Genomic DNA, 20,737 nt, shown 5'->3' on the forward strand with positions numbered 1-20,737 from the left:
GGGAGCGAGCCTGCTCGCGATAGCGGTATCAGCCATAACATCTGTGTTGACTGATATTCCGCCATCGCGAGCAGGCTCGCTCCCACATTCGATCTTCAGTGCTATCAGGATCGTGTCAGGTCTTCTTGACCCTGAACCACGCCGCATACAACGCCGGCAAAAACAACAGCGTCAACGCCGTCGCCACGATCAGCCCGCCCATGATCGCCACCGCCATCGGGCCAAAGAACAGGCTGCGTGACAGCGGGATCATCGCCAGTACCGCCGCCAGCGCGGTGAGCACAATCGGGCGGAACCGTCGCACAGTCGCTTCGATGATCGCCTGCCAAGGGGCGAGCCCACTCTTGATGTCCTGTTCGATCTGGTCCACCAGGATCACCGAGTTGCGCATGATCATCCCCGACAAGGCGATGGTGCCCAGCATGGCGACAAAACCGAACGGCTGACGGAACACCAGCAGGAACAGCGTGACGCCGATCAGTCCCAGAGGCGCGGTGAGAAACACCATGGCCGTGCGGGAGAAACTGCGCAGTTGCAGCATCAACAACGTCAACACCACCACGATGAACAGCGGCACGCCGGCATTCACCGATTGCTGGCCTCGGGCCGCGTCCTCTACCGTGCCGCCCACTTCCAGCAGATAACCGTCCGGCAGCTCGGCGCGAATCGGGTCCAGAGTCGGAAATATCTGCTGCACCAGGGTCGCCGGTTGTTCCTTGCCGTAGATATCGGCCCGCACGGTCACACTTGGCAGTCGATTGCGGTGCCAGATCACGCCTTCTTCGAAGCCGTACTCCAGCGTCGCGATCTGCGACAGCGCAACGCTTGTGCCATTGTCGGTCGGCACCGCCAGGCTCGGCAGCAGCGACAATTCGGTGCGCTCATGCACCGTACCGCGCAGCAGAATCTCGATCAGTTCGTTGTCTTCCCGGTATTGGCTGACGCTGGAGCCGGTGAGGGAGCTGCGCAAAAAGCTCGACAGGTTAGCCGTACTCACACCCAACGCTCGGGCGCGGTCCTGATCGACGTTCAGGTACACCACCTTGCTAGGCTCTTCCCAATCCAGATGCACGTTGGCCACGTACGGATTTTCACGGACCTTGGTCGCCACTTTCCGCGCCAGGGCCCGGACTTGTTCGATGTGCTCACCGGTCACGCGAAACTGCACCGGATAACCAACCGGCGGGCCGTTTTCCAGGCGTGTGACCCGCGAGCGCAGGGCCGGGAATTGCTCGTTCAACGTGGTGATCAACCAGCTGCGCAGGGGCTCGCGGTCTTCGATGGTCTTGGCCAGCACCACGAACTGGGCGAAGCTGGGTGCCGGCAGTTGTTGATCCAGCGGCAGGTAGAAGCGCGGTGAACCGGTGCCGACATAAGCCACGTAGTTATCGATGCCCGCGTGGTCTTTGAGCAGCGCTTCAAGGCGCTCGACCTGCTCGGCGGTGTTACTCAGGGAGGCGCCTTCGGCCAGCTTCAGATCGACCATCAGCTCCAGCCGCCCCGAGGCCGGGAAGAACTGCTGAGGCACGAAACGGAACAGCGCCACCGAGCCCAAAAATAGCAGCACGGTCAACACGATGACGGTTTTGCGCCGCCGCACGCACCACTCCACCAAGCGCCGGACACGCTGGTAGAACGGCGTGCCGTAGGGGTCGAACTGGCCATCAGCGGTGCCGTGTTTGGCGGCATGAATTTTCGCCAGGTCCGGCAGCAGCTTTTCCCCCAGGTACGGCACGAACACCACTGCGGCCACCCAGGAGGCCAGCAGCGCCAGGGTGACGACCTGGAAAATCGAACGGGTGTACTCGCCGGTGCCCGATTGCGCCGTGGCGATCGGCAAGAAACCCGCAGCGGTGATCAGCGTCCCGGTGAGCATCGGGAATGCCGTGCTGGTCCAGGCATAGCTGGCGGCCTTGATCCGGTCGAAGCCCTGCTCCATTTTGATCGCCATCATCTCGACCGCGATGATCGCGTCATCCACCAGCAGGCCCAGCGCCAACACCAGCGCACCAAGGGAAATCTTGTGCAGACCGATGCCCAGGTAATACATCGCGGCGAAGGTCATCGCCAGCACCAGCGGAATGGCCAGGGCGACCACCATCCCGGTGCGCAGCCCGAGGGAGAAGAAGCTCACCAGCAACACGATCGTCAGCGCTTCCACCAGCACCTGAACAAACTCGCCGACGCCGGTTTTCACCGCCGCCGGCTGGTCCGAAACCTTGCGCAATTGCATGCCGGCCGGCAGGTTGTTCTGGATACGAGCAAACTCCGCCTCCAGGGCCTTGCCCAGGATCAGGATGTCGCCGCCGTCCTTCATCGCCACGGCCAGACCAATGGCATCTTCGGCCATGAAGCGCATGCGCGGGGCCGGCGGATCGTTGAAACCGCGATGCACATCCGCGACATCGCCGATACGGAACGTACGATCAGCGATGCGAATGGGAAAGTCGCGGATCTCTTCTACTGTCTGAAAATTTCCCGATACCCGTAATTGGATTCGCTCGCTGCCGGTTTCGAAAAAGCCCGCGGTCGATATTGCGTTCTGCTCTTCCAACGCCTGCTGGACTGCCGCCAGCGGCACGCCGAGGGTCGCCAGCTTCACGTTCGACAGTTCGATCCAGATTTTCTCGTCCTGCAAACCCAGCAGTTCGACCTTGCCCACATCCTTGACCCGTTGCAGCTGGATCTGGATGCGATCGGCGTAATCCTTGAGCACGCCGTAGTCAAAACCATCGCCAGTCAGCGCATAGATATTGCCGAAGGTGGTGCCGAACTCATCGTTGAAAAACGGCCCCTGGATGCCCGGCGGCAAGGTGTGACGGATGTCGCTGACCTTCTTGCGGATCTGGTACCACAACTCGGGAATCTGCGCCGAATGCAGGGAATCGCGGGCCATGAAGGTCACCTGGGATTCGCCCGGACGGGAGAACGAGACGATTCTTTCGTAATCGCCGGTTTCCATCAGTTTCTTTTCGATGCGTTCGGTGACCTGGCGAGAAACCTCCTCGGCCGTGGCCCCCGGCCAGTTGGTGCGAATGACCATGGCCTTGAAGGTAAACGGCGGGTCTTCGCTCTGGCCGAGCTTGGTGTAGGAAAGCGCGCCGACGATTGCCAGCAGCAACATCAGGAACAGTACGATCTGGCGGTTACGCAGCGCCCATTCGGAAAGATTGAAGCCCATCGGGGATTACTCCTTGGCCGCCAGATTGACCACGCGGTTGGAGCGATCCACCGGCCGCACCTGCTGACCGTCGAGGAGTACATGCACACCGGCTGCGACAACCCAGTCATTGGGGCTCAGCCCTTCAAGTACCGGAACGGTTTTTTCGCCAAAAGAGCCGACGCGCACGGGAGCTTTTTTCAGGGTGTTATTACCGTTGACGACCCACACGTAAGTGGCGCCGTTCTCGGCGGTGAGTGCAGACAGCGGCACCGACAGCGACACCTGGTCGCCGGTCTGGATAAACACTCGGGCACTCTGGCCCAGCTCAGCGGGAACACTGCCAGCGGTGAAGGCAACGCGAGCGGCGAAGGTACGGGATCTGGGATCGGCGGCTGGCGAAAGTTCGCGAATGCGTCCGCTGAAACGCTGATCAGGCTGGCTCCATAGCTCGACCGAGACCGGCTGGCCAATCTTGAACCGGCCAAAGCCCTGCTCCGGCAAGCTGATCAGCACTTCACGCTCACCGTCGGTGGCGAGGGTGAATACGGTTTGACCGGCCGACACCACCTGCCCAACCTCCACGGAACGCCGAGCCACCACGCCATCCTGGGGCGCACGCAACACCGAGTAACTGGCCTGGTTGCTGGCGACATCGAACTCAGCCTTGATCTGCTTGAGCCGCGCGGCGCCAGAGCGGTAGAGGTTTTCCGCGTTGTCGTACTGGGAGCGGCTGACCATCTGCCGTTCCATCAAGGTTTTGTAGCGATCACGTTCAGCGCGCACCAGGTTGAGGTTGGCTTCGGCGGCAGCGACCTGGGCGCGGGTCGCTTCCAGTTGCAGGCGCACATCCTGGGGGTCGAGCTCGGCCAGGGGCTGGTTGGCCTTGACCCGCTGGCCCTCTTCGACCAGCCGTCGGCTCACTTTGCCGCCAATGCGAAAGGCCAGGTCTGGCTCGAATCGCGCCCTGACTTCACCCGGATAACTGTCTGTCGCCTGGCCCGAAGGCTCTGGCTGCACCACCATGGCGGGGCGCACGGCAAGGGGCACCGGTTCGTCCTGACCACACGCAGACAATAAAAAAACCAGGCTCACTGGCAGGGCGAGGGGCAAGGCATAGCGGAACATGGCGAGTGACCTTTCGCTAATGGTGCTTGGAATAATTATACTGACGAGTATGTTATTAATAGCAAACTCACCAGTCCAGTATTAAAAGCGAATAATGTCGAACAATCTTTCACCTCCTAACGGCCCAGGCCGTCCGAAGGATCTGGCCAAGCGCCAGGCCATCCTCGACGCGGCAAAAAAACTCTTTGTGAGCCTGGGGTATGCCAACACCAGCATGGACGCGGTCGCCACCGAGGCAGGCGTGTCGAAGCTGACGGTCTACAGCCACTTCAACGACAAGGAAACACTGTTTTCCGCTGCCGTGGTGGCCAAGTGTGAAGAGCAAGTGCCGCCGCTTTTCTTCGAATGGCCAGACGGCGTGCCGATCGAACATGTGCTGTTGAACATTGCCCGTGGTTTCCACCAACTGATCAACAGCGACGAATCGGTGAACCTGCATCGGTTGATCATGGCCTTGGGCAGCCAGGACCCGCAGCTGTCGACGATCTTCTTCGAAGCCGGGCCGCAACGGATGCTCTCAGGCATGGAAAGGCTGCTGACCAAGGTCAACCAGAGCGGCGCCCTGAGCATCGACAAACCGCGCAATGCGGCGGAACACTTCTTCTGCCTGATCAAGGGCGCGGCGAATTTCCGCTTGTTGTATGGCTGCGGCGCGCCGTTGGAAGCCGCAGCGGCCGAGGCTCATGTCGAGGAAGTGGTGGGGTTGTTCATACGGGCTTATCGGCCGCAGATCACCTGATAGATTCTCGCCGACTGGGCGGGCCTCATCGCGAGCAGGCTCGCTCCCACATTGGATCTGTGGTGCTCATCAAATCCTGTGAGAGCGGGCTTGCTCGCGAAGACGCCGGCACATTCAACACCTTCACCGACTGACCCAACGCTTTCGCGAGCAAGCCCGCTCCCACAGTTTGATCGAGGTTGTTCACAGAATCTGCGCCCACCACCGCCCCTGTGGGAGCGAGCCTGCTCGCGATGCAGGCGACACGGTCTCAGGCCTTGAGCGCCTTCTTGGGATAGATGTCGTAGCGACTGGATTTACCCTCAAGCCCGTGACTGGGTTTTGGCCCTTCGATACACGGTGCCTTGCGCGGACGCTTGACCACGACCCGGTGAGTCGCCAGGGCCAGGGCCGCAGCCAGCAGCGCCGGCGCGTCCAGATCGTCGCCCACCAGCGGCCGGAACAGGCGCATCTCTTTCTTCACCAGGGCCGTTTTCTCACGATGAGGGAACATCGGGTCAAGGTAGATCACCTGGGGCGGCTCATCTTGCCAGTTGCGCATCACCTCAATGGAGTTGCCCTTGAGCAAACGCATGCGGGCCATGATCGGCGCCACGTCGAAATCCTCCGCGCCTCGCGCCAGACCATCCTCAAGCAATGCGCCAATCAGCGGCTGGCGCTCGATCAGGCTCATTTCACAGCCCAGGCTGGCCAGCACAAACGCATCCTTGCCCAACCCGGCCGTGGCATCCAGCACACGCGGACGGACGCCCTGGGCGACACCAACGGCCTTGGCGATCATCTGGCCGCTGCCGCCGCCGTACAAACGGCGATGAGCCGCGCCGCCTTCGACGAAGTCCACCCGCACCGGCCCCGGCGCGTCCAGCCCCAGTTGCTGCAATTGCAACCCATGCTCGCCGACCTGCAAGGCAAACTCGCCATCGTCCTGCAATGGCAGGCCAAGGCGCTGTGCCCAGTGCTCGGCCTGCGGCTGGAAGGCCGGGGCCAGAGCCTCGACATGGATGCGGCAGGCCGCGGGTTGATCACTCATGGAAAACACGCCCAAAAAATTAAGGATCGGCAAAAACGGCCGATAACAACGGTGAACGGCATTTTGCCAGAGCTGAGCGTCGACCGAGAACAATGTCAGACATTCAATCCACATCGATAGGCGTCATCTCCCCTTACGGCGATTACAGCCTGCGCAACACCCAAGCCCTGAGCGGCGTCAGTCACCTGTGGCAGGATTTTTTTGCCCGGGCCCTGGCCGATCAACTGGGTGATAACGCACCGGCCCCTGGCAGCTACCAGCCAGTTGCCCTCGATGAGGCTGTTGAACCGACCCTCGGCGCCGAATTGCTTGAGCACATTGTCAGCCAGCGCAACTGCCAAGTGACAGAAACCCCGGTCAAACCGCCTGAGCCGCTGTTCCTGCCAATCGCTGAATTTGAACTCGACCTGCTGGACAAACCCTTCCCGCCGTTCCCGCCGGAAGAAATCGCCACCCAGCAAAAACAACAGACCTTCGAAAGCAACTGGGTTCGCCCTCTGGTTCTTGCCGCCGGCCAACCGCTGCCAGAACCGGGCCCAGCGCCTCAGCCACGTCCACTGCACCTGCCGATTGCCGAATTCGAACTGGACCTGCTGGACAAGCCGTTCCCACCATTCCCGGAAGAGGAGCTGGTGGTACAGCAGAAGCAACTGGACTTCGATACCCGCTGGGCACGCCCGATCGTGCTGCAGAACCTGCGCATCGCCGCCTGAGTCAACGGCAAATCCACCACGGCCCGACATCCAGATGAAAATGGTTACGGTGCGCCGCGTTGTAATCCGGGCTCAAGACCACACTGAACATGTCACAGGCGCCGTCGCGCACCTGTCGCAGGAATTGGGCGTGGCTGTTGTCCTTTGGCCAGTCCTTGAGCACGCTTACCTGGCGGCCGTCCTCCAGGCGAAACCCGGCGATATCCAGCGCACTGGCCGTGGCATGCTGGCTGCGCGCGCCGCTCTCACGACCGTACATGTTGCGACAGGCGAAACTGCCCAGGTGATCGACCCGCATCACTTTCTGCCCATAGGTCGCCAGCGCCGCAGGCTGCAACGCATGACGTTCAAATAAGGCGAACGCAACGGCCAGCGGGCAACTGGCGAGGAAACTGCTGCTCAACGCCACCTCGCCGCCCTGCACCCTCAGCACATTGCTCAGCGGGCAACTGGCCTTGGGACTGCTGTCGGCCTGGCGAGTGACCCGCAGCCCCGAGGTAGCGAGCGCCTGGTCGCACAGTTGCGGATCGTTGCGCAGGGCCATGAGTTTGTAACGGGTCAGCAGGTTTGGCGGCGTATTGACGTCCAGGGGCGCCCAGGGATTCCACTGCGGTGGCACCGACAGCCAGCCGCGCCACACCCCCAGCACTGCGACGCCAACGACCAGCACCAATAGCGTAAAACCTTTCAAAACCCGCACGACGACGCCTCGGGCCTCAACCCTTGAATAGCTGGTTGGCCTGGTTGAAGGGCATCGAACGACGAGTGAAGGTGAACGAGCCCTGCTCGCGGATTTCCTCGGCGGCGCGGAAAAACTCGCCATACGCCGCCAGGGCCAGCGCGGACCCGACACTGATGCGCTTGACGCCCATTGCGCTCAACTGTGGGACCGTCAGGTCCAGCGCCCCGGACATCAACACATTCACCGGTTTCGGCGCCACCGCCTGGACCACCGCCAGCACCTGCTCGGCCGAGCTCAACCCCGGCGCGTACAGCACGTCGGCACCGGCGTCGGCGAAGGCCTTCAGGCGGCGAATCGTGTCATCCAGATCGGGATTACCGTGGAGGAAGTTTTCCGCCCGGGCGGTCAGCACAAAGGGATACGGCAAACCGCGCACCGCGTCGACCGCGGCCTTTACCCGCGCCACAGCCTGCTCGAAGCCATAGATCGGGCTGTCTGCGCGCCCCGTGGCATCTTCGATCGAGCCACCCACCGCACCGGCCTGCGCCGCGCGGACCAGGTTGCTGGCGCACGCTTCGGGGGCATCGGCGAAGCCGTTCTCCAGATCGACCGCCACCGGCAGGTCAGTGGCCGCCACAATCGCCCGGACATTGGCCAGGGTGTCATCCAGCCCCGCCGCACCATCGGGTCGTCCCAGGGAAAAAGCGTAACCGGCACTGGTGGTGGCCAGGGCTTCGAAGCCGAGGCTGGCAAGCATCTTTGCCGAACCGGCGTCCCACGGGTTGGGAATGACGAACGCGCCTTCGCGTTCATGCAGGGCTTTGAACGCCTGGGCTCGACGGGTTTGCGCATCCATGGAAATTGCTCCTTGGCAGAGGAAATTTTCGCCTCAGAGCAAACCCAGTTGCTCGGCGGCGGGCTCTCTGTATAGCTCAGGCAGGGCCGGCAAGCCAGGCAAACGGCTCATCAATCGGCTATGAAAGTGTTGCGCGAGTTTAGCCGCCAGCAAGTTGTCGGCGGTGTGCAGAAAGATATAAGGCGTGCGCCCTTCTTCGATCCACCCGGCGATTTTCTCCACCCAGGGCGTCAGGAACGGCTCGTTGGCCTTCAGCTCCGGGTGGCCGATGAAGCGCACCTGCGGGCAGTGGGTGAACGCTGTCGGCCGGGGCGGTACGCGCGGTTTTTTCGATTGGGCATGGAGCACGGCAGGATCGGTCGAGGTGCAACTGAACAATGCCCGGGGATCCAGACAGATGCGTTCCACGCCACGATCAAGCAGCAGGCGATTGAGCTGTCGTTCGGCATCGCCCTTGGCAAAGAAGTCAGCGTGACGGACCTCAACGGCCAAGGGGCGCTCAAAAGCGTCGATGAAACCCGCCAGCTCCGGCAGTCGATTCGGGGTAAAGGCCTTGGATAGCTGCAACCAGAACGGTGAAACCCGTTCGCCCAGGGGGCTGAGCAATTGCACGAAGGTTTCGATGGCCGTCAGGTGCTCACGCAAATCGCCATTGTGGCTGATGTCACCGGGCAACTTGGCGGTGAAGCGAAACTCCGCGGGCATGGTCTCGGCCCAGCGCTGCACGATGGCCGCAGAGGGGCTGGCGTAGAAGGTCGTATTGCCTTCCACGGCGTTGAACACTTGAGAATAGAGTTTCAGGAAATCAGAGCTTTTGGCGTCTTGCGGATAAAGATAATCGCGCCAGGCGTTTTCGCTCCAGGACGGGCAGCCCAGGTAGTAAGGCAGCCCCATCAGATGTAGAGGTCGAGCCCCAGCACTTCCATATCCCAATCGACGAAACCGGCAGTGCTCAGGTAGCTGGCCAGGGCCGTGGATACACTGCGGCTCATGGCGCGGTGATACAGCATGTCTTGCTGACGGGCGGGAAGATTGCTCAGGCGTTGTGCCGAGGCTTTGGCAGCGCGGGCTGCCAGTTGCTCTTCGGACGGAAATTCCAGTTCGCCATTGATGTCCTCAAAGGACTCATCCGCAGCGACATTGCTGGCACGAGGCCTGCGCTTGATGGGATAGGACTGGGATGAAACGCCGTCTATACGCATAACAGAATGCTCGGTATCAATGATGGCAATTTAGCGGCACTTTCACAGCCGCGCAAATGCGCAAGTGATAACTAGAGCACATAAAGTCAAAAAGGTTTAAAAACGGCCCGAAAAAATGACGACTGGTAACATTGGGCGTGACTTTTGAGGGAGCAAATGACGTTGTGGGAGCAAGGATTGCCTGCGATGAAGATGATGCGGCCTGCCGGGGAACCGAGGCGCCCGTATCGCGAGCAAGCTTTGCTCCCACAAAGCCTGGGTTTAGCGCTCGGATTTGGGTGTTGCAACCTTGTCCCACAAAGCCTGGGTTTAGCGCTCGGATTTGGGCGTTGCAACCTTGTCCCACAAAGCCTGGGTTTAGCGCTCGGATTTGGGCGTTGCGACCTTGTCCCGCAAGTACACCGGTTGCGCATCGTCGGCCGGGATGGCTTCGCCGCGTTCCCAGGCAAAGCGTGCCAGGGTCAGTAAGTCTTCGGCATGGGGCAGCATCGAGGCGTCCTGGCCGCTGAGGGTGACCGCAATCCGCTCGCCGTAGCCCCAACCGGTGCCGGCGCCGAACCATTCGCCGCTGGCGTTGGCAGGCAAAGCCGCCGCTTCGGGGGGGAGCACCGCCTCTGCGCCGACCAGGCGCATCTCGCCGTCGGTCTCGCTGTAACAGCCCCAATACACCTCGTCCATGCGCGCATCGATGGCCGCCGCAACCTGACTGACGCCCTGTTCACGCAAGGCGCGCTGGGCGAGTACCGCCAGGTTGGACACTGGCAACACCGGCCGCTCCAGGGCAAACGCCAGCCCCTGCACCACGCCGATGGCAATGCGCACGCCGGTGAACGCGCCCGGTCCACGACCAAAGGCAATCGCATCCACCGCCTGCAAGGTGGTGCCCGCATCACGCAGCAATTGCTGGATCATCGGCAGCAGCTTCTGGGCGTGCAAGCGCGGGATTACCTCGTAATGGCTCGTGACCTTGCCGTCGTGCAGCAAGGCAACGGAGCAAGCTTCAGTCGCGGTATCCAGGGCCAGCAAGGTGCTCATCGGTGTGTCCGTAAATCAGGTGGGGAAAAGTGCGCCAGTATAAACAACAACGGCCCGCAAGCGGGCCGTTGTTATTGCTGCACAGCAGACTTTTCAGCTCAATGCTTCAAGCACCTTGCCGGTGATCGCTTCAACCGAACCAACGCCCGCGATGTGGCTGTACTTGGGCTTGCCCTGGGACTTGGTGGACAGCGTCTGGTAGAACTCCACCAGCGGCTTGGTCTGGGAGTGGTAGACCGACAGGCGATGGCGCACGGTTTCTTCGGTGTCGTCCTTGCGTTGCACCAGCGCTTCACCAGTGATGTCGTCCTTGCCGGCGAGCTTCGGTGGATTATAGACGGTGTGGTAGACACGGCCGGACGGCTCGTGGACACGACGACCGGCAATGCGTTGAACGATCTCCTCGTCGTCGACGGCGATTTCGACAACGTGATCCAGTTCCACGCCGGCCGAGACCAAGGCTTCGGCTTGCGGAATGGTGCGCGGGAAACCGTCGAACAAGAAGCCGTTGGCGCAATCGGCTTGAGCGATGCGATCCTTGACCAGCGCGATGATCAGGTCATCCGACACCAGGCCGCCGGCATCCATGATGCTCTTGGCCTTGACGCCCAGCTCGGTGCCGGCCTTGACCGCGGCACGCAGCATGTCGCCAGTGGAGATTTGCGGGATACCGAATTTTTCGGTGATGAACTTTGCCTGAGTACCTTTACCGGCCCCGGGAGCTCCCAGCAGAATGACGCGCATCGATGTGCTCCTCAATTTTTTTATGTAAACGCTCGGATTCGCCTCGTGGGGCCAATCTCGGAAAAACAGGATCGTGACCGCCCAAACGGCCAAAGGCTGATCAAGATACACAGCAGGCCCGACCCACACAAGCCGCCGAAAGTCGAAGGAACCCGCGCCCGACGCGACCTTTGGAGGAGGTAGCGATCGTCGCAACCGGACAACAAACTGTCGCCTGGCCGACCTGCTGCCTCCCCTTCCGGCCCCCGTCCGGGGGACACCGGACGGGCCGTTTCGGTACGCCGCTTAACCTTAGCCGGTGTTGCGCAAACCGGCGGCAATCCCCGCCACAGACACCAGAAGCGCCTGTTCTACGGGGCTGCCCTGGGCAACATCCTGCTGCCGCGAACGGGCGAGCAGTTCGGCCTGCAGCAGGTGCAACGGGTCGAGGTAGGTATTGCGCAGGCGGATGAATTCCAGCGTATCTGGGCTATGTGCCAGTAGCTGCGACTGACCGGTCAACCCCAGGACCACGGAACAGGCCTGCGACAATAGGTCGCGTAAATGCTCGCCCAACGGTAATAGCCCAGGCTCCACCAAACGCTCGTCGTAGGAGCACGCAATGTCCGCGTCGGCCTTGGCCAGCACCATCTCCAGCATGTCGATGCGGGTGCGGAAAAACGGCCATTGCTCGCGCATCTGCCCCAGCAGTTCGCCCTCGCCGCGTTCCAGTGCCTTGCCCAGGGCGGTTTCCCAGCCGAGCCAGGCCGGCAGCATCAGGCGGGTCTGGGTCCAGCCGAAGATCCAGGGGATCGCCCGCAGGCTTTCGATGCCTCCGGCCCGGCGCTTGGCCGGTCGGCTGCCCAAGGGCAGACGGCCCAGTTCCTGCTCCGGTGTGGACTGGCGGAAATACTCGACGAATTGCGGATTTTCCCGCACCACGGCGCGGTAAGCCTTGACCCCGTCGGCAGCCAGTTCATCCATCAGGTGACGCCACTGGGGTGTGGGCGGCGGCGGTGGCAGGAGCGTCGCTTCCAGTACCGCCGCCAGGTACAGATTGAGATTTTGTTCGGCGATGTCCGGCAGGCCAAATTTGAAACGAATCATTTCACCCTGTTCAGTGGTGCGGAATCGCCCGGCCACCGAGCCCGGCGGTTGCGACAGAATCGCCGCATGAGCCGGACCTCCGCCACGCCCAACAGTGCCTCCGCGGCCATGGAACAACAGCAGTTCGACTTGCTGTTCGCGGCAAATGTCCACCAGTCGTTCCTGAGCCCGGTACTGCGCCCAGGCCGCTGCCGTGGTGCCAGCATCCTTGGCCGAATCGGAATAGCCGATCATCACCTCCTGAGGCCCTTGCAGCCGCGAGCGATAGCCCGGCAGCAGCAATAATTGCTCGATCACCGGCCCGGCGTTGTCCAGGTCGGCCAGGGTCTCGAACAGCGGCACCACCCGCATGGGCCGCAACACACCAGACTCTTTCAACAGCAACTGCACGGCCAGCACATCGGAAGCCGCACCGGCCATGGAGATCACGTAAGAACCCAGGGATGCCGCCGGCGCCGCAGCCACTTCCCGGCACGTGGCCAGGACTTCCGCCGTATCGGCCGACGGTTTGAAATGAGCGGGTAGCAGCGGACGCCGGTTGTTCAGCTCCTCCAGCAGAAAGCTGATGCGCTGCTCCTCGCTCCAGTCCTCATAGCGGCCCAGGCCCAGGTAGTCAGTGATTTCAGTCATGGCTGCGCTGTGGCGCGTGGAGTCCTGGCGTACATCGAGCCGCACCAGGAACAACCCGAACGTCACCGCCCGGCGCAAGCAGTCGAGCAGCGGCCCGTCGGCGATCACGCCCATGCCGCACTCGTGCAGGGACTGGTAGCAAAGCTCCAGCGGGTCCAGCAGTTCGCGGTTGTTTTGCAGCACCTCGGCGCAAGCCGGTGTGGGGGCGGTCAACGAGGTGTGAGCCCAATTGCGCGTGGCGCGCAGACGTTCGCGCAATTGCTTGAGAACGGCACGGTAGGGTTCAGCGCTGTCACCGGCCTGGGCGCGCAGAGCCTCGCTGGCCTTTTGCATGGACAGCTCGGCGGCCAGGTGATCGACGTCACGCAGGTACAGGTCCGCCGCCATCCACCGCGCCAGCAACAGCACTTCGCGGGTCACGGCGGCGGTGACATTCGGATTGCCGTCCCGGTCGCCGCCCATCCACGAGGCAAAACGGATCGGTGCCGCCTCCAGCGGCAGGCGCAAGCCGGTGGCGGCGTGCAGGGCCTGATCGGCCTTGCGCAGGTAGTTGGGAATGGCCTGCCACAGCGAATGCTCGATCACCGCAAAGCCCCACTTGGCCTCGTCCACCGGGGTCGGCCGGGTGCGGCGTATTTCTTCGGTGTGCCAGGCTTCGGCGATCAGCCGTTGCAGGCGCTCGTGGATCTGCGCGCGCTCGGCGCTGGTGAGATCGCGGTGGTCCTGGGCCGCCAATTGCGCGGCGATGGCGTCGTACTTCTGGATCAGCGTGCGCCGGGCCACTTCCGTGGGGTGGGCGGTGAGCACCAGCTCGATTTCCAGCCGTCCCAATTGCCGCGCCAGGGCCTCAGCGCCATGGCCTTCGGACCGCAATCGCGCGAGCAGTTCAGGCAGCACCCGCGTCTCGAACGGTGCGGGCCTGGACTCTTCGCGCCGGTGAATAAGTTGGTATTGCTCGGCGATGTTGGCCAGGTTGAGAAACTGGTTGAACGCCCGCGCTACCGGCAGCAGTTCGTCCTCGCCCAACTGGTTGAGGCTGGCGCTGAGTTCGGCGTCCATGGAGCCGCGTCGATCGGCCTTGGCGCCCTTGCGGATCTGCTCGATCTTGTCGAGAAACTTATCCCCGTACTGTTCGCGGATGGTGTTGCCCAACAGCTCGCCGAGTAAGTGAACATCCTCGCGCAAGCGTGCATCGATATCGGTCATCAGCAGTTCTCCAGCAAAAGGTCCGGACAGCTCTTGGGTTAGACGCTCAAGAGAGAGTGCCGACGCAAGACGTTTATGACAAGCGACGAGGGGACATTAAACCTTGTCGGACAAAGCTAGTCTCAACAGTAAGCCACACAACGGCTTGTCATTCTGCGCGCCTGCCATCCGCGGGCTATTGAGGCCATCATGAAAATCCGTGAGCTCGCCCAGCATTGGGAAGAAAACGCCAAGGGTTGCCTGACCCAGACCGGCTACACCATTCATCTTGACGTGGAGGCGGCCGCACGGCTGGCGGCGATCTGCGACATGTACCCCAAGCGCCAGCCCGAGGAATTACTCGGCGAATTGATCGGGGCGGCGCTGGAAGAACTGGAAGCCAGCTTCCCCTACATCAAGGGTTCGCAAGTGGTGGCCACCGATGAAGAGGGTGACCCGCTCTACGAAGACGTCGGCCCGACTCCGCGCTTTCTCGCGCTGTCACGGCGTCATCTGCATCAACTTTCCTCGCAGAACGACAAGTCCAAGCACTGATTCGTGTAGGAGCTGTCGAGCGAAGCGAGGCTGCGATCTTTCCCCTGACGCTTGAGCCTCAAGCGAAAGATCGCAGCCTTAGGCAGTTCCTACACGCGTCCCCCCCCCCCACAAAAAAACGCATGCCTCCCAGGCCGCGAATACCGCTGCGCGTCTTGAAAGTTCAGCTTTTCTGGCGTTGACCAATCAGTCAGTAATTCTTTTGGCGATTGGCCATCCCTCGCTGAACTTTTGAAAAACGCCTCGGGTCACACCGAGTAACCATACTGGAACGGTCGTTTAAATAAACACGCCCTGGCGCCAGCGCCGGAACAGACGTCACAGCTTCGGTCCCAGCATGGATCTGTAGTTTTTTCAGGAGTTTTCCAATGGAGTTGAAGCCTATGAATACCTGCACTGCCAAACCCTCGTCCACTGGCCTGCGCGGCCTGAAGTTGGCTGCCCTGGCTATCGGTAGCAGCTTCATTCTCGCCGGTTGCGCCGGCAACCCGCCTTCGGAGCAGTACGCAGTGACCCAATCGGCGGTCAACAGCGCCGTCAGCGCCGGCGGTACCGAATTCGCCGCCGTGGAAATGAAGTCGGCCCAGGACAAGCTCAAGCAGGCCGAGATCGCGATGCACGACAAGAACTATGAAGAAGCCAAGCGTCTGGCCGAGCAGGCCGAGTGGGACGCCCGCGTCGCCGAGCGCAAGGCCCAGGCCGCCAAGGCCGAACAGGCGCTCAAGGATTCCCAGAAAGGGGTTCAGGAACTGCGTCAGGAAGGCATGAACAAGGTTCAGTAAGCCGTTCACGCCACGACGTACTTCTCATTGATAAAAGGACGACAGACTATGATGCACAAACATTTGATGATCCCCGCCCTGCTGGCCGCCTGCGTATCGCTGGCCGCGTGCTCCACCGATCCGAACGCGAATCTGGAACAGGCCCGGACCAACTATAACGGCCTGCAAGCCGACCCGGCAGCGACCAAAGTTGCCGCCCTGGAAACCAAGGACGCCGCCGATTTCCTGGCCAAGGCCGACAAGGCCTACATGGACAAGGAAGACGAAGCCAAGGTTGACCAACTGGCCTACCTGACCAACCAGCGCGTGGAAGTGGCCAAGCAGACCATCGCCCTGCGCACCGCCGAAGCCGAGCTGAAAAACGCCGGTGACGAACGCGCCCGTGCACTTCTTGAAGCCCGTAACGCGCAGATCAAGCAACTGCAAGACAGCCTCAACGCCAAGCAGACCGAACGCGGTACGCTGGTGACCTTCGGTGACGTGCTGTTCGCCACCAACAAGTCCGATCTGCGTTCCAGCGGCCTGGTCAACGTGAACAAGCTGGCGCAGTTCCTCCAGGAAAACCCCGACCGTAAGGTGATTGTCGAAGGCTACACCGACAGCACCGGTTCGGATTCCTACAACCAGTCGCTGTCCGAGCGCCGCGCCAGCTCCGTACGAATGGCTCTGGTGAAAATGGGCGTCGACCCGGCGCGCATCGTGACCCAGGGTTACGGCAAGGAATTCCCGGTGGCGGACAACACCAGCGTCTCGGGCCGTGCGATGAACCGTCGGGTGGAGGTGACCATCTCCAACGACAACCAGCCAGTCGCCCCGCGCTCGACCATGAGCGCCAACTGATCGGCTGACTGCAACTGAAAAAGCCCCGCCTGACTTGATCAGGCGGGGCTTTTTCATGCCAAACACTATTTCGGGGCTGAACACATACCTTGTGGGAGCGAGCCTGCTCGCGATAGCGGTGGATCAGTTGCATCTGCATTGGCTGACCCGCCGCTATCGCGAGCAGGCTCGCTCCCACAGGGGGAAATTGTGGCGTTCTTGAAATGGCCTACGGCTCAAGCTTCTGCGGCGTCTCCTGCCCCATGCACCGCACCGCACGCTTCTTCTCATTGATCAGCACGCCGGTCAGGCCTTTCTGTTCGGTGTCGAACAGCACCAGCACGCCATCGATGCATTGGGCGACTTGCGGTGCAGGCTCCAGGGCGACTTTGTAATCTTCGCCCGGCACGGTCTTGAGCATCGTGAACTCGTTGAGCAGCAACGCATCCTCGGGTTTGGCGAAGTGCAGGTAGCCGTAGTACCAGAGCACCGCGACGGTGCCGAGGATGCTGCAGATACCGGTGATGACCAGGGGGATGGCGTTACGTTCTTCGCTCATTGCGGGCTCTCTGAAGATTCAACGGATGATTTCGGATAATTCGGGATCTCGCCCAGGCGGCGCAGACCGTCGAAGTGCCAGGGGTCGTCGAGATAGCGCAGCATCACCGTCCGCCAGACCGGGTCGGCGAATGTCTGCACGTGTCCACCGCGAGTCAGTTGCAGGACCCGGGGTGGCGGCGCAGCTTGATACAGACGGATGCCGTTGGAAAGAGGCACGATGGGATCATCGAGGCTGTGGTAGATCAATTTCGGTACGCCCTTCAGCTGCGCCACCGAGCCGATTGCACTGTCACCGTCCGGCACCAGCCAGGACAGCGGCACCTGCAACGCCCAGGTCAGCCATGAAGTACTCAGGGCGAAACGCCCCACATCGCGATAACTGGCGGGCACGCCATCGAGCACCAGGGCCTTGAGTTGCTGCTGACGCTCGGGATGATCGGCCAGGTAATGCACCGCCAGCGCGCCACCCAGGCTCTGGCCGAGCAACACCAGCGGCTTGCCTTGAACCTGAGGCGCCTGGTCGAGCCATTTGAATGCTGCGTCGATGTCCTGATAGATCGCCGGCAGGCTCGGCTCGCCTTCGGACCGGCCGTAACCGCGGTAATCCACCATCAACACTTGGTAGCCCTGCTCCGGTAACCACCAGCTCCCCCCCAGATGCCAGGCCAGGTTGCCGCCGTTGCCGTGCAAGTGCAGTACGGTGCCCTTGACCTCCACCCCTTGTTTGACCGGCAGCCACCAGCCGTGGAGCCTGACACCGTCGGCGGTGGTCAGGGTGACGTCGCGGTAGTCGAGCTTGGCCTGTTCCGGGGTAAAAGGCAGGCCGCGTTCGGGGTAGAACAGCAGGGAACTGCAACCGCTCAGGGTCAGCAGCAGGCATAAGATGCCGAGGGTTCGCATCCGGTGAAACCTCGCAAAAAATAAATGAAACACCGTCCCCTGTGGGAGCGAGCCTGCTCGCGATTGCGATGTTCCAGTCAACATGGATGCTGACCGTTCTACCGCTATCGCGAGCAGGCTCGCTCCCACATTTTCAACCACATTGTATTCAGAGGATATTGGAATAATCCGCTTCGATCCGGTCCAGGCTCAGGTGGTTCAGGAAGTTGGAGAAACACATCCAGGCCGACAGCGCGTTCATGTCGCGGAACTGTTCCGGCAGGTACTTGGGCGGCACGACCAGGCCTTCGTCCACCAGTTGGCGCATCGTGCGCATGTCTTCAAGGGTAGTCTTGCCGCAGAACAACAGCGGCACCTGCTCCAGCTTGCCTTTGCGTACGGCCAGCTGAATGTAGTTGTAAACCATGATGAAGCCCTTGAGGTAGGACAAGTCTTTGGTGAATGGCAGACCGGTCGGCACCGAGCCACGGAAAACCCGGCTGGCGTTGCCGTAGCTTTCGCCCATCTCAAAGCCTTGCTCACGGAAGAACTCGAATATCTGCAGAAAGTCTGCCCCCTCCTCCACCATGTGAATGGCGCGGGTGCGATTGGTCAGCTTGCGCAGGCGACTGGGGTAAGAGGCGAAGGTGATGATCTCCATCAGGATCGCCAGGCCTTCCTGGGTCACGGTGGACGAGGGTGGGCCCTTGGACAGGAAGGTGCAGATCGGCTGATTCAGGCCGTTGAGGGTTGTGCCCACGTGTACCAGGCCTTCATGGACTTCCAGGGCCCGAACGTCACGGTCGTTGAACATCGCATCGGTACGGATCTTGATGTAGTCGGCGCCGGCCGCAGCATCGGCCACGATCCCGTCGGACTCGAACACCCGGATGGTTTCCTCGGCTTCGCCAAAGACCCGGTTGAGTCGATGCTGCAGCAGGCTGACAGCGTCCTGGGCGGTCAGAATCTTCGGTTCGTCCTTGAGGTCACCACGACCGTCGATGTTGTTCAGGTAATCGGACAGCATCAAGCCCAGATCAGCCAGGGTCGGGTCGCCGGCATGGAACGCATCGGAGGCAGCGCCGTACAACTCCTGGGAGATCAGCCCGAAATCCTCGGTGCCACGCGCTTCGAGCATGCGCACCACCATGCGGTATTCCTTGCACATGCGACGCATGATCTGGCCGACCGGGTTGAACTGCCCAAGCTGACGGGTGATGTCGCGTTCGATGTTCTGGAATTCCAGCTTCACTTTGCTGGAATCGAAAGCCAGCGGCCGGTTGAGGTAGTAGTCGCGGTCCACGGCGGGCATTTCCTTGCCCTTGGCCTTGAGGAAACCCTTGCGGATGTTCTCGTCCCACTTTACTGCGTCGAGAATGCGAATCGGCGTTTGCGCCAGCACAATGCGATCGGACAAGGTGCGTATCGTCTGCTGGTAATCGTCCACCCGGAACTCCTGTGAAAAAACGTCCGCTTGTTGCAATTATTGGGATTTGACCAACCGCTGGTAGCGCACGGCCTCCGAGAACACATCGGAGTTGGCCGGGTCGTCGAGGTAACGGAAAACCGTATCCATGTCGCTGTCCACCAGCACGCCATCACCTTCTTCGCTCTGGTTCGGCTGGCCGCTGAGGATCTTCTGGCCGATGGCCTGGTTGATCTGATCCATATCCAGGTTGTAGATCACCAGTTCCTGCTTGTCGGTCAGTTCGAAACCGGCGATCACAAAATGCCCTCCATAGCGGGCTGGCACCTTGGCCGACAGATACCAGCGGCTGCCGTGACGGGAGACGGTCACCGGGATGGCTTCGCGCTCCAGAGGCTTGGCCCTGAAGTACGTGATGGCTTGATAACGGCGCGGGCCCACTTCGGCCAACTCCAGGTTGAGCGGCTCGCCCCAGGCGTTGGTGCTGGTCCAGTGGCCGACCAGGCCTTTGGGCGCGGCTTCGCTGTCGGGCAACGGTGCCTTGAAGGACACCAGGCAGCCACTGAGCAGCAGCAACGACACGGCCATTACAACGGCACGCCAGGCTTTCATTTGAACTCCCTATGGCATACGACGCCTAGTCTTTGTGAGGAGCCTTTGTGGCGAGGGAGCTTGCTCCCGCTTGAGTGCGCAGCGCTCACAAAAGGGGCCGCTACGCAGCCCAGCGGGAGCAAGCTCCCTCGCCACATGTGGTGCTCCTGAAAAACTAAACCGACGCCAGCACCAAATGCATGTAGCGGGTCAGGATGCCGAGCATTTCTTCTGCCGCTACCGGCTCGGCGCCATTGAGCAAGCCTTGATATTCCATCCGTCCGATAATAGCCGTCAACACTTTGGCATCCTGCTGGGGTTCGCGCGAGCCCAAAACCTGGAAAAACTGACAAGTGCCGTGCAACAGGATCTGCTGGTGAGAACGCACCAGCTCCGCCAGGCGCGGGTTGAGCAGCGCTTCCTGACGAAATGCCTGTTCCGCCATCAGGTATTCGCGCCGGCTGTGCAATTGATGCTGCACGTAGTCGGCGGTCATCCGGGCGATGTCGTCCGCCAGCTGCGAGCGCGATTCAGTGCTGCCGTCTCCGTAGGCAACCATCTCCCGCAGCAGGCCTTCATTGTTGGTCCACAGCTTGGCCATGAACGCCGCGCTGCGCTCCACGTACTGGGCGAAGGTATCGGTGAGCAGGTCATCGATGTCCTTGAAATAATAAGTCGTGGCCGACAACGGCACACCCGCTTCGGCGGCCACCGCACGGTGGCGCACCGCCCGCACACCATCGCGCACCACAATGCGCATGGCCGCATCGAGAATCTCCTGGCGACGCTGTTCACTGCCCTGTCGGCTGGCCTTGCGACCCTGGTACTGAACACTTTCAGCGACAGCAGTGGCGACGCCCGCTGCACCTTCTGGAGCCATTGCACGATTCACGACAGGTCTTTCCTCACTATTTCAAAAGTAACCACTTGATAC

Annotated in this window: 20 protein-coding genes; 5 read left to right on the forward strand and 15 right to left on the reverse strand. The window is 61.5% G+C overall.

What is annotated here, in order from left to right; genetic code table 11:
• Positions 1–115: 115 nt before the first annotated feature.
• Positions 116–3,181 carry an efflux RND transporter permease subunit gene (locus tag MA884_RS20885; RefSeq protein ID WP_256232294.1) on the reverse strand — a complete coding sequence of 1,022 codons (3,066 nt, stop codon included), beginning with the start codon at positions 3,179–3,181 and terminating at the stop codon, positions 116–118.
• Between the two features lie 6 nt (positions 3,182–3,187).
• On the reverse strand, positions 3,188–4,288 hold the full coding sequence (locus MA884_RS20890) for an efflux RND transporter periplasmic adaptor subunit (RefSeq protein ID WP_256232295.1): 1,101 nt from the start codon (positions 4,286–4,288) through the stop codon (positions 3,188–3,190).
• Positions 4,289–4,382: 94 nt separating this feature from the next.
• Here MA884_RS20890 and MA884_RS20895 point away from each other — a divergent pair, with 94 nt between their 5' ends.
• Positions 4,383–5,027 (forward strand): TetR/AcrR family transcriptional regulator, encoded by a 645-nt coding sequence (locus tag MA884_RS20895; RefSeq protein ID WP_256232297.1) that lies wholly within the window; start codon positions 4,383–4,385, stop codon positions 5,025–5,027.
• A 250-nt stretch (positions 5,028–5,277) separates the two neighbouring features.
• On the opposite strand, the gene MA884_RS20900 is transcribed toward MA884_RS20895, so the two are convergent.
• The gene (locus tag MA884_RS20900; protein ID WP_256232299.1) at positions 5,278–6,057 is read right to left on the reverse strand and encodes a class I SAM-dependent methyltransferase; all 780 of its coding nucleotides are present in this window, start codon (positions 6,055–6,057) and stop codon (positions 5,278–5,280) included.
• Between the two features lie 92 nt (positions 6,058–6,149).
• Here MA884_RS20900 and MA884_RS20905 point away from each other — a divergent pair, with 92 nt between their 5' ends.
• The gene (locus MA884_RS20905; protein ID WP_256232301.1) at positions 6,150–6,770 is read left to right on the forward strand and encodes an energy transducer TonB; all 621 of its coding nucleotides are present in this window, start codon (positions 6,150–6,152) and stop codon (positions 6,768–6,770) included.
• Position 6,771: 1 nt separating this feature from the next.
• Here the strand turns inward: MA884_RS20905 and MA884_RS20910 are convergent, their stop codons facing one another.
• From MA884_RS20910 to ppc, 7 genes are all read right to left on the reverse strand, one after another.
• A complete protein-coding gene (locus MA884_RS20910; RefSeq protein ID WP_256232303.1) occupies positions 6,772–7,470 on the reverse strand; it encodes an extensin family protein in 699 nt (232 codons plus the stop codon).
• 16 nt (positions 7,471–7,486) lie between these two features.
• Positions 7,487–8,308 (reverse strand): oxaloacetate decarboxylase, encoded by an 822-nt coding sequence (locus tag MA884_RS20915; protein ID WP_256232304.1) that lies wholly within the window; start codon positions 8,306–8,308, stop codon positions 7,487–7,489.
• Positions 8,309–8,341: 33 nt separating this feature from the next.
• Positions 8,342–9,202, reverse strand: a complete 861-nt coding sequence (locus MA884_RS20920) for a DUF72 domain-containing protein (protein WP_256232305.1) — start codon at positions 9,200–9,202, stop codon at positions 8,342–8,344.
• Positions 9,202–9,510: a hypothetical protein gene (locus tag MA884_RS20925; protein WP_256232306.1), complete on the reverse strand. Its 309-nt coding sequence runs from the start codon at positions 9,508–9,510 to the stop codon at positions 9,202–9,204. Before MA884_RS20925 ends, MA884_RS20920 begins: the two co-directional genes overlap by 1 nt.
• A gap of 357 nt (positions 9,511–9,867) precedes the next feature.
• Positions 9,868–10,545: a tRNA (adenosine(37)-N6)-threonylcarbamoyltransferase complex dimerization subunit type 1 TsaB gene (tsaB, locus tag MA884_RS20930; RefSeq protein WP_256232307.1), complete on the reverse strand. Its 678-nt coding sequence runs from the start codon at positions 10,543–10,545 to the stop codon at positions 9,868–9,870.
• 93 nt (positions 10,546–10,638) lie between these two features.
• Positions 10,639–11,289: an adenylate kinase gene (gene adk, locus MA884_RS20935; RefSeq protein WP_256232308.1), complete on the reverse strand. Its 651-nt coding sequence runs from the start codon at positions 11,287–11,289 to the stop codon at positions 10,639–10,641.
• Positions 11,290–11,580: 291 nt separating this feature from the next.
• Complete coding sequence (gene ppc, locus MA884_RS20940) at positions 11,581–14,211, reverse strand: phosphoenolpyruvate carboxylase (protein WP_256232309.1); 2,631 nt, start codon at positions 14,209–14,211, stop codon at positions 11,581–11,583.
• Positions 14,212–14,400: 189 nt separating this feature from the next.
• Here ppc and MA884_RS20945 point away from each other — a divergent pair, with 189 nt between their 5' ends.
• The 3 genes from MA884_RS20945 (at position 14,401) to MA884_RS20955 (ending at position 16,367) form a co-directional block, all read left to right on the forward strand.
• On the forward strand, positions 14,401–14,745 hold the full coding sequence (locus MA884_RS20945; RefSeq protein ID WP_256232310.1) for a pilin assembly protein: 345 nt from the start codon (positions 14,401–14,403) through the stop codon (positions 14,743–14,745).
• Between the two features lie 368 nt (positions 14,746–15,113).
• A complete protein-coding gene (locus MA884_RS20950; RefSeq protein WP_095974827.1) occupies positions 15,114–15,527 on the forward strand; it encodes a DUF4398 domain-containing protein in 414 nt (137 codons plus the stop codon).
• A gap of 51 nt (positions 15,528–15,578) precedes the next feature.
• Positions 15,579–16,367, forward strand: a complete 789-nt coding sequence (locus MA884_RS20955) for an OmpA family protein (RefSeq protein WP_256232335.1) — start codon at positions 15,579–15,581, stop codon at positions 16,365–16,367.
• Positions 16,368–16,575: 208 nt separating this feature from the next.
• Here MA884_RS20955 and MA884_RS20960 read toward each other — a convergent pair whose 3' ends face one another.
• From MA884_RS20960 to MA884_RS20980, 5 genes are all read right to left on the reverse strand, one after another.
• On the reverse strand, positions 16,576–16,905 hold the full coding sequence (locus MA884_RS20960; RefSeq protein WP_256232311.1) for a hypothetical protein: 330 nt from the start codon (positions 16,903–16,905) through the stop codon (positions 16,576–16,578).
• On the reverse strand, positions 16,902–17,807 hold the full coding sequence (locus tag MA884_RS20965) for an alpha/beta hydrolase (protein ID WP_256232312.1): 906 nt from the start codon (positions 17,805–17,807) through the stop codon (positions 16,902–16,904). The genes MA884_RS20960 and MA884_RS20965 overlap by 4 nt, the downstream gene beginning before the upstream one ends.
• Before the next feature lie 148 nt (positions 17,808–17,955).
• Positions 17,956–19,233: a flavohemoglobin expression-modulating QEGLA motif protein gene (locus MA884_RS20970; protein ID WP_256232313.1), complete on the reverse strand. Its 1,278-nt coding sequence runs from the start codon at positions 19,231–19,233 to the stop codon at positions 17,956–17,958.
• A gap of 36 nt (positions 19,234–19,269) precedes the next feature.
• Positions 19,270–19,824: a hypothetical protein gene (locus MA884_RS20975; protein WP_256232314.1), complete on the reverse strand. Its 555-nt coding sequence runs from the start codon at positions 19,822–19,824 to the stop codon at positions 19,270–19,272.
• 154 nt (positions 19,825–19,978) lie between these two features.
• Positions 19,979–20,695: a TetR family transcriptional regulator gene (locus MA884_RS20980; RefSeq protein WP_256232315.1), complete on the reverse strand. Its 717-nt coding sequence runs from the start codon at positions 20,693–20,695 to the stop codon at positions 19,979–19,981.
• Between the last annotated feature and the right edge of the window lie 42 nt (positions 20,696–20,737).

The sequence above is a fragment of the Pseudomonas sp. Q11 genome, from assembly GCF_024494355.1.
GTDB lineage: Bacteria > Pseudomonadota > Gammaproteobacteria > Pseudomonadales > Pseudomonadaceae > Aquipseudomonas > Aquipseudomonas hefeiensis.

What these genes read in the sequence shown, in the direction of transcription:
- MA884_RS20885 (WP_256232294.1), bottom strand. Translation starts at nt 3,181, where the DNA reads ATGGGCTTCAATCTTTCCGAATGGGCGCTGCGTAACCGCCAGATCGTA.
- MA884_RS20890 (WP_256232295.1), bottom strand. Translation starts at nt 4,288, where the DNA reads ATGTTCCGCTATGCCTTGCCCCTCGCCCTGCCAGTGAGCCTGGTTTTT.
- MA884_RS20895 (WP_256232297.1), top strand. Translation starts at nt 4,383, where the DNA reads ATGTCGAACAATCTTTCACCTCCTAACGGCCCAGGCCGTCCGAAGGAT.
- MA884_RS20900 (WP_256232299.1), bottom strand. Translation starts at nt 6,057, where the DNA reads ATGAGTGATCAACCCGCGGCCTGCCGCATCCATGTCGAGGCTCTGGCC.
- MA884_RS20905 (WP_256232301.1), top strand. Translation starts at nt 6,150, where the DNA reads ATGTCAGACATTCAATCCACATCGATAGGCGTCATCTCCCCTTACGGC.
- MA884_RS20915 (WP_256232304.1), bottom strand. Translation starts at nt 8,308, where the DNA reads ATGGATGCGCAAACCCGTCGAGCCCAGGCGTTCAAAGCCCTGCATGAA.
- MA884_RS20920 (WP_256232305.1), bottom strand. Translation starts at nt 9,202, where the DNA reads ATGGGGCTGCCTTACTACCTGGGCTGCCCGTCCTGGAGCGAAAACGCC.
- MA884_RS20925 (WP_256232306.1), bottom strand. Translation starts at nt 9,510, where the DNA reads ATGCGTATAGACGGCGTTTCATCCCAGTCCTATCCCATCAAGCGCAGG.
- tsaB (WP_256232307.1), bottom strand. Translation starts at nt 10,545, where the DNA reads ATGAGCACCTTGCTGGCCCTGGATACCGCGACTGAAGCTTGCTCCGTT.
- adk (WP_256232308.1), bottom strand. Translation starts at nt 11,289, where the DNA reads ATGCGCGTCATTCTGCTGGGAGCTCCCGGGGCCGGTAAAGGTACTCAG.
- ppc (WP_256232309.1), bottom strand. Translation starts at nt 14,211, where the DNA reads ATGACCGATATCGATGCACGCTTGCGCGAGGATGTTCACTTACTCGGC.
- MA884_RS20945 (WP_256232310.1), top strand. Translation starts at nt 14,401, where the DNA reads ATGAAAATCCGTGAGCTCGCCCAGCATTGGGAAGAAAACGCCAAGGGT.
- MA884_RS20950 (WP_095974827.1), top strand. Translation starts at nt 15,114, where the DNA reads ATGGAGTTGAAGCCTATGAATACCTGCACTGCCAAACCCTCGTCCACT.
- MA884_RS20955 (WP_256232335.1), top strand. Translation starts at nt 15,579, where the DNA reads ATGCACAAACATTTGATGATCCCCGCCCTGCTGGCCGCCTGCGTATCG.
- MA884_RS20960 (WP_256232311.1), bottom strand. Translation starts at nt 16,905, where the DNA reads ATGAGCGAAGAACGTAACGCCATCCCCCTGGTCATCACCGGTATCTGC.
- MA884_RS20965 (WP_256232312.1), bottom strand. Translation starts at nt 17,807, where the DNA reads ATGCGAACCCTCGGCATCTTATGCCTGCTGCTGACCCTGAGCGGTTGC.
- MA884_RS20975 (WP_256232314.1), bottom strand. Translation starts at nt 19,824, where the DNA reads ATGAAAGCCTGGCGTGCCGTTGTAATGGCCGTGTCGTTGCTGCTGCTC.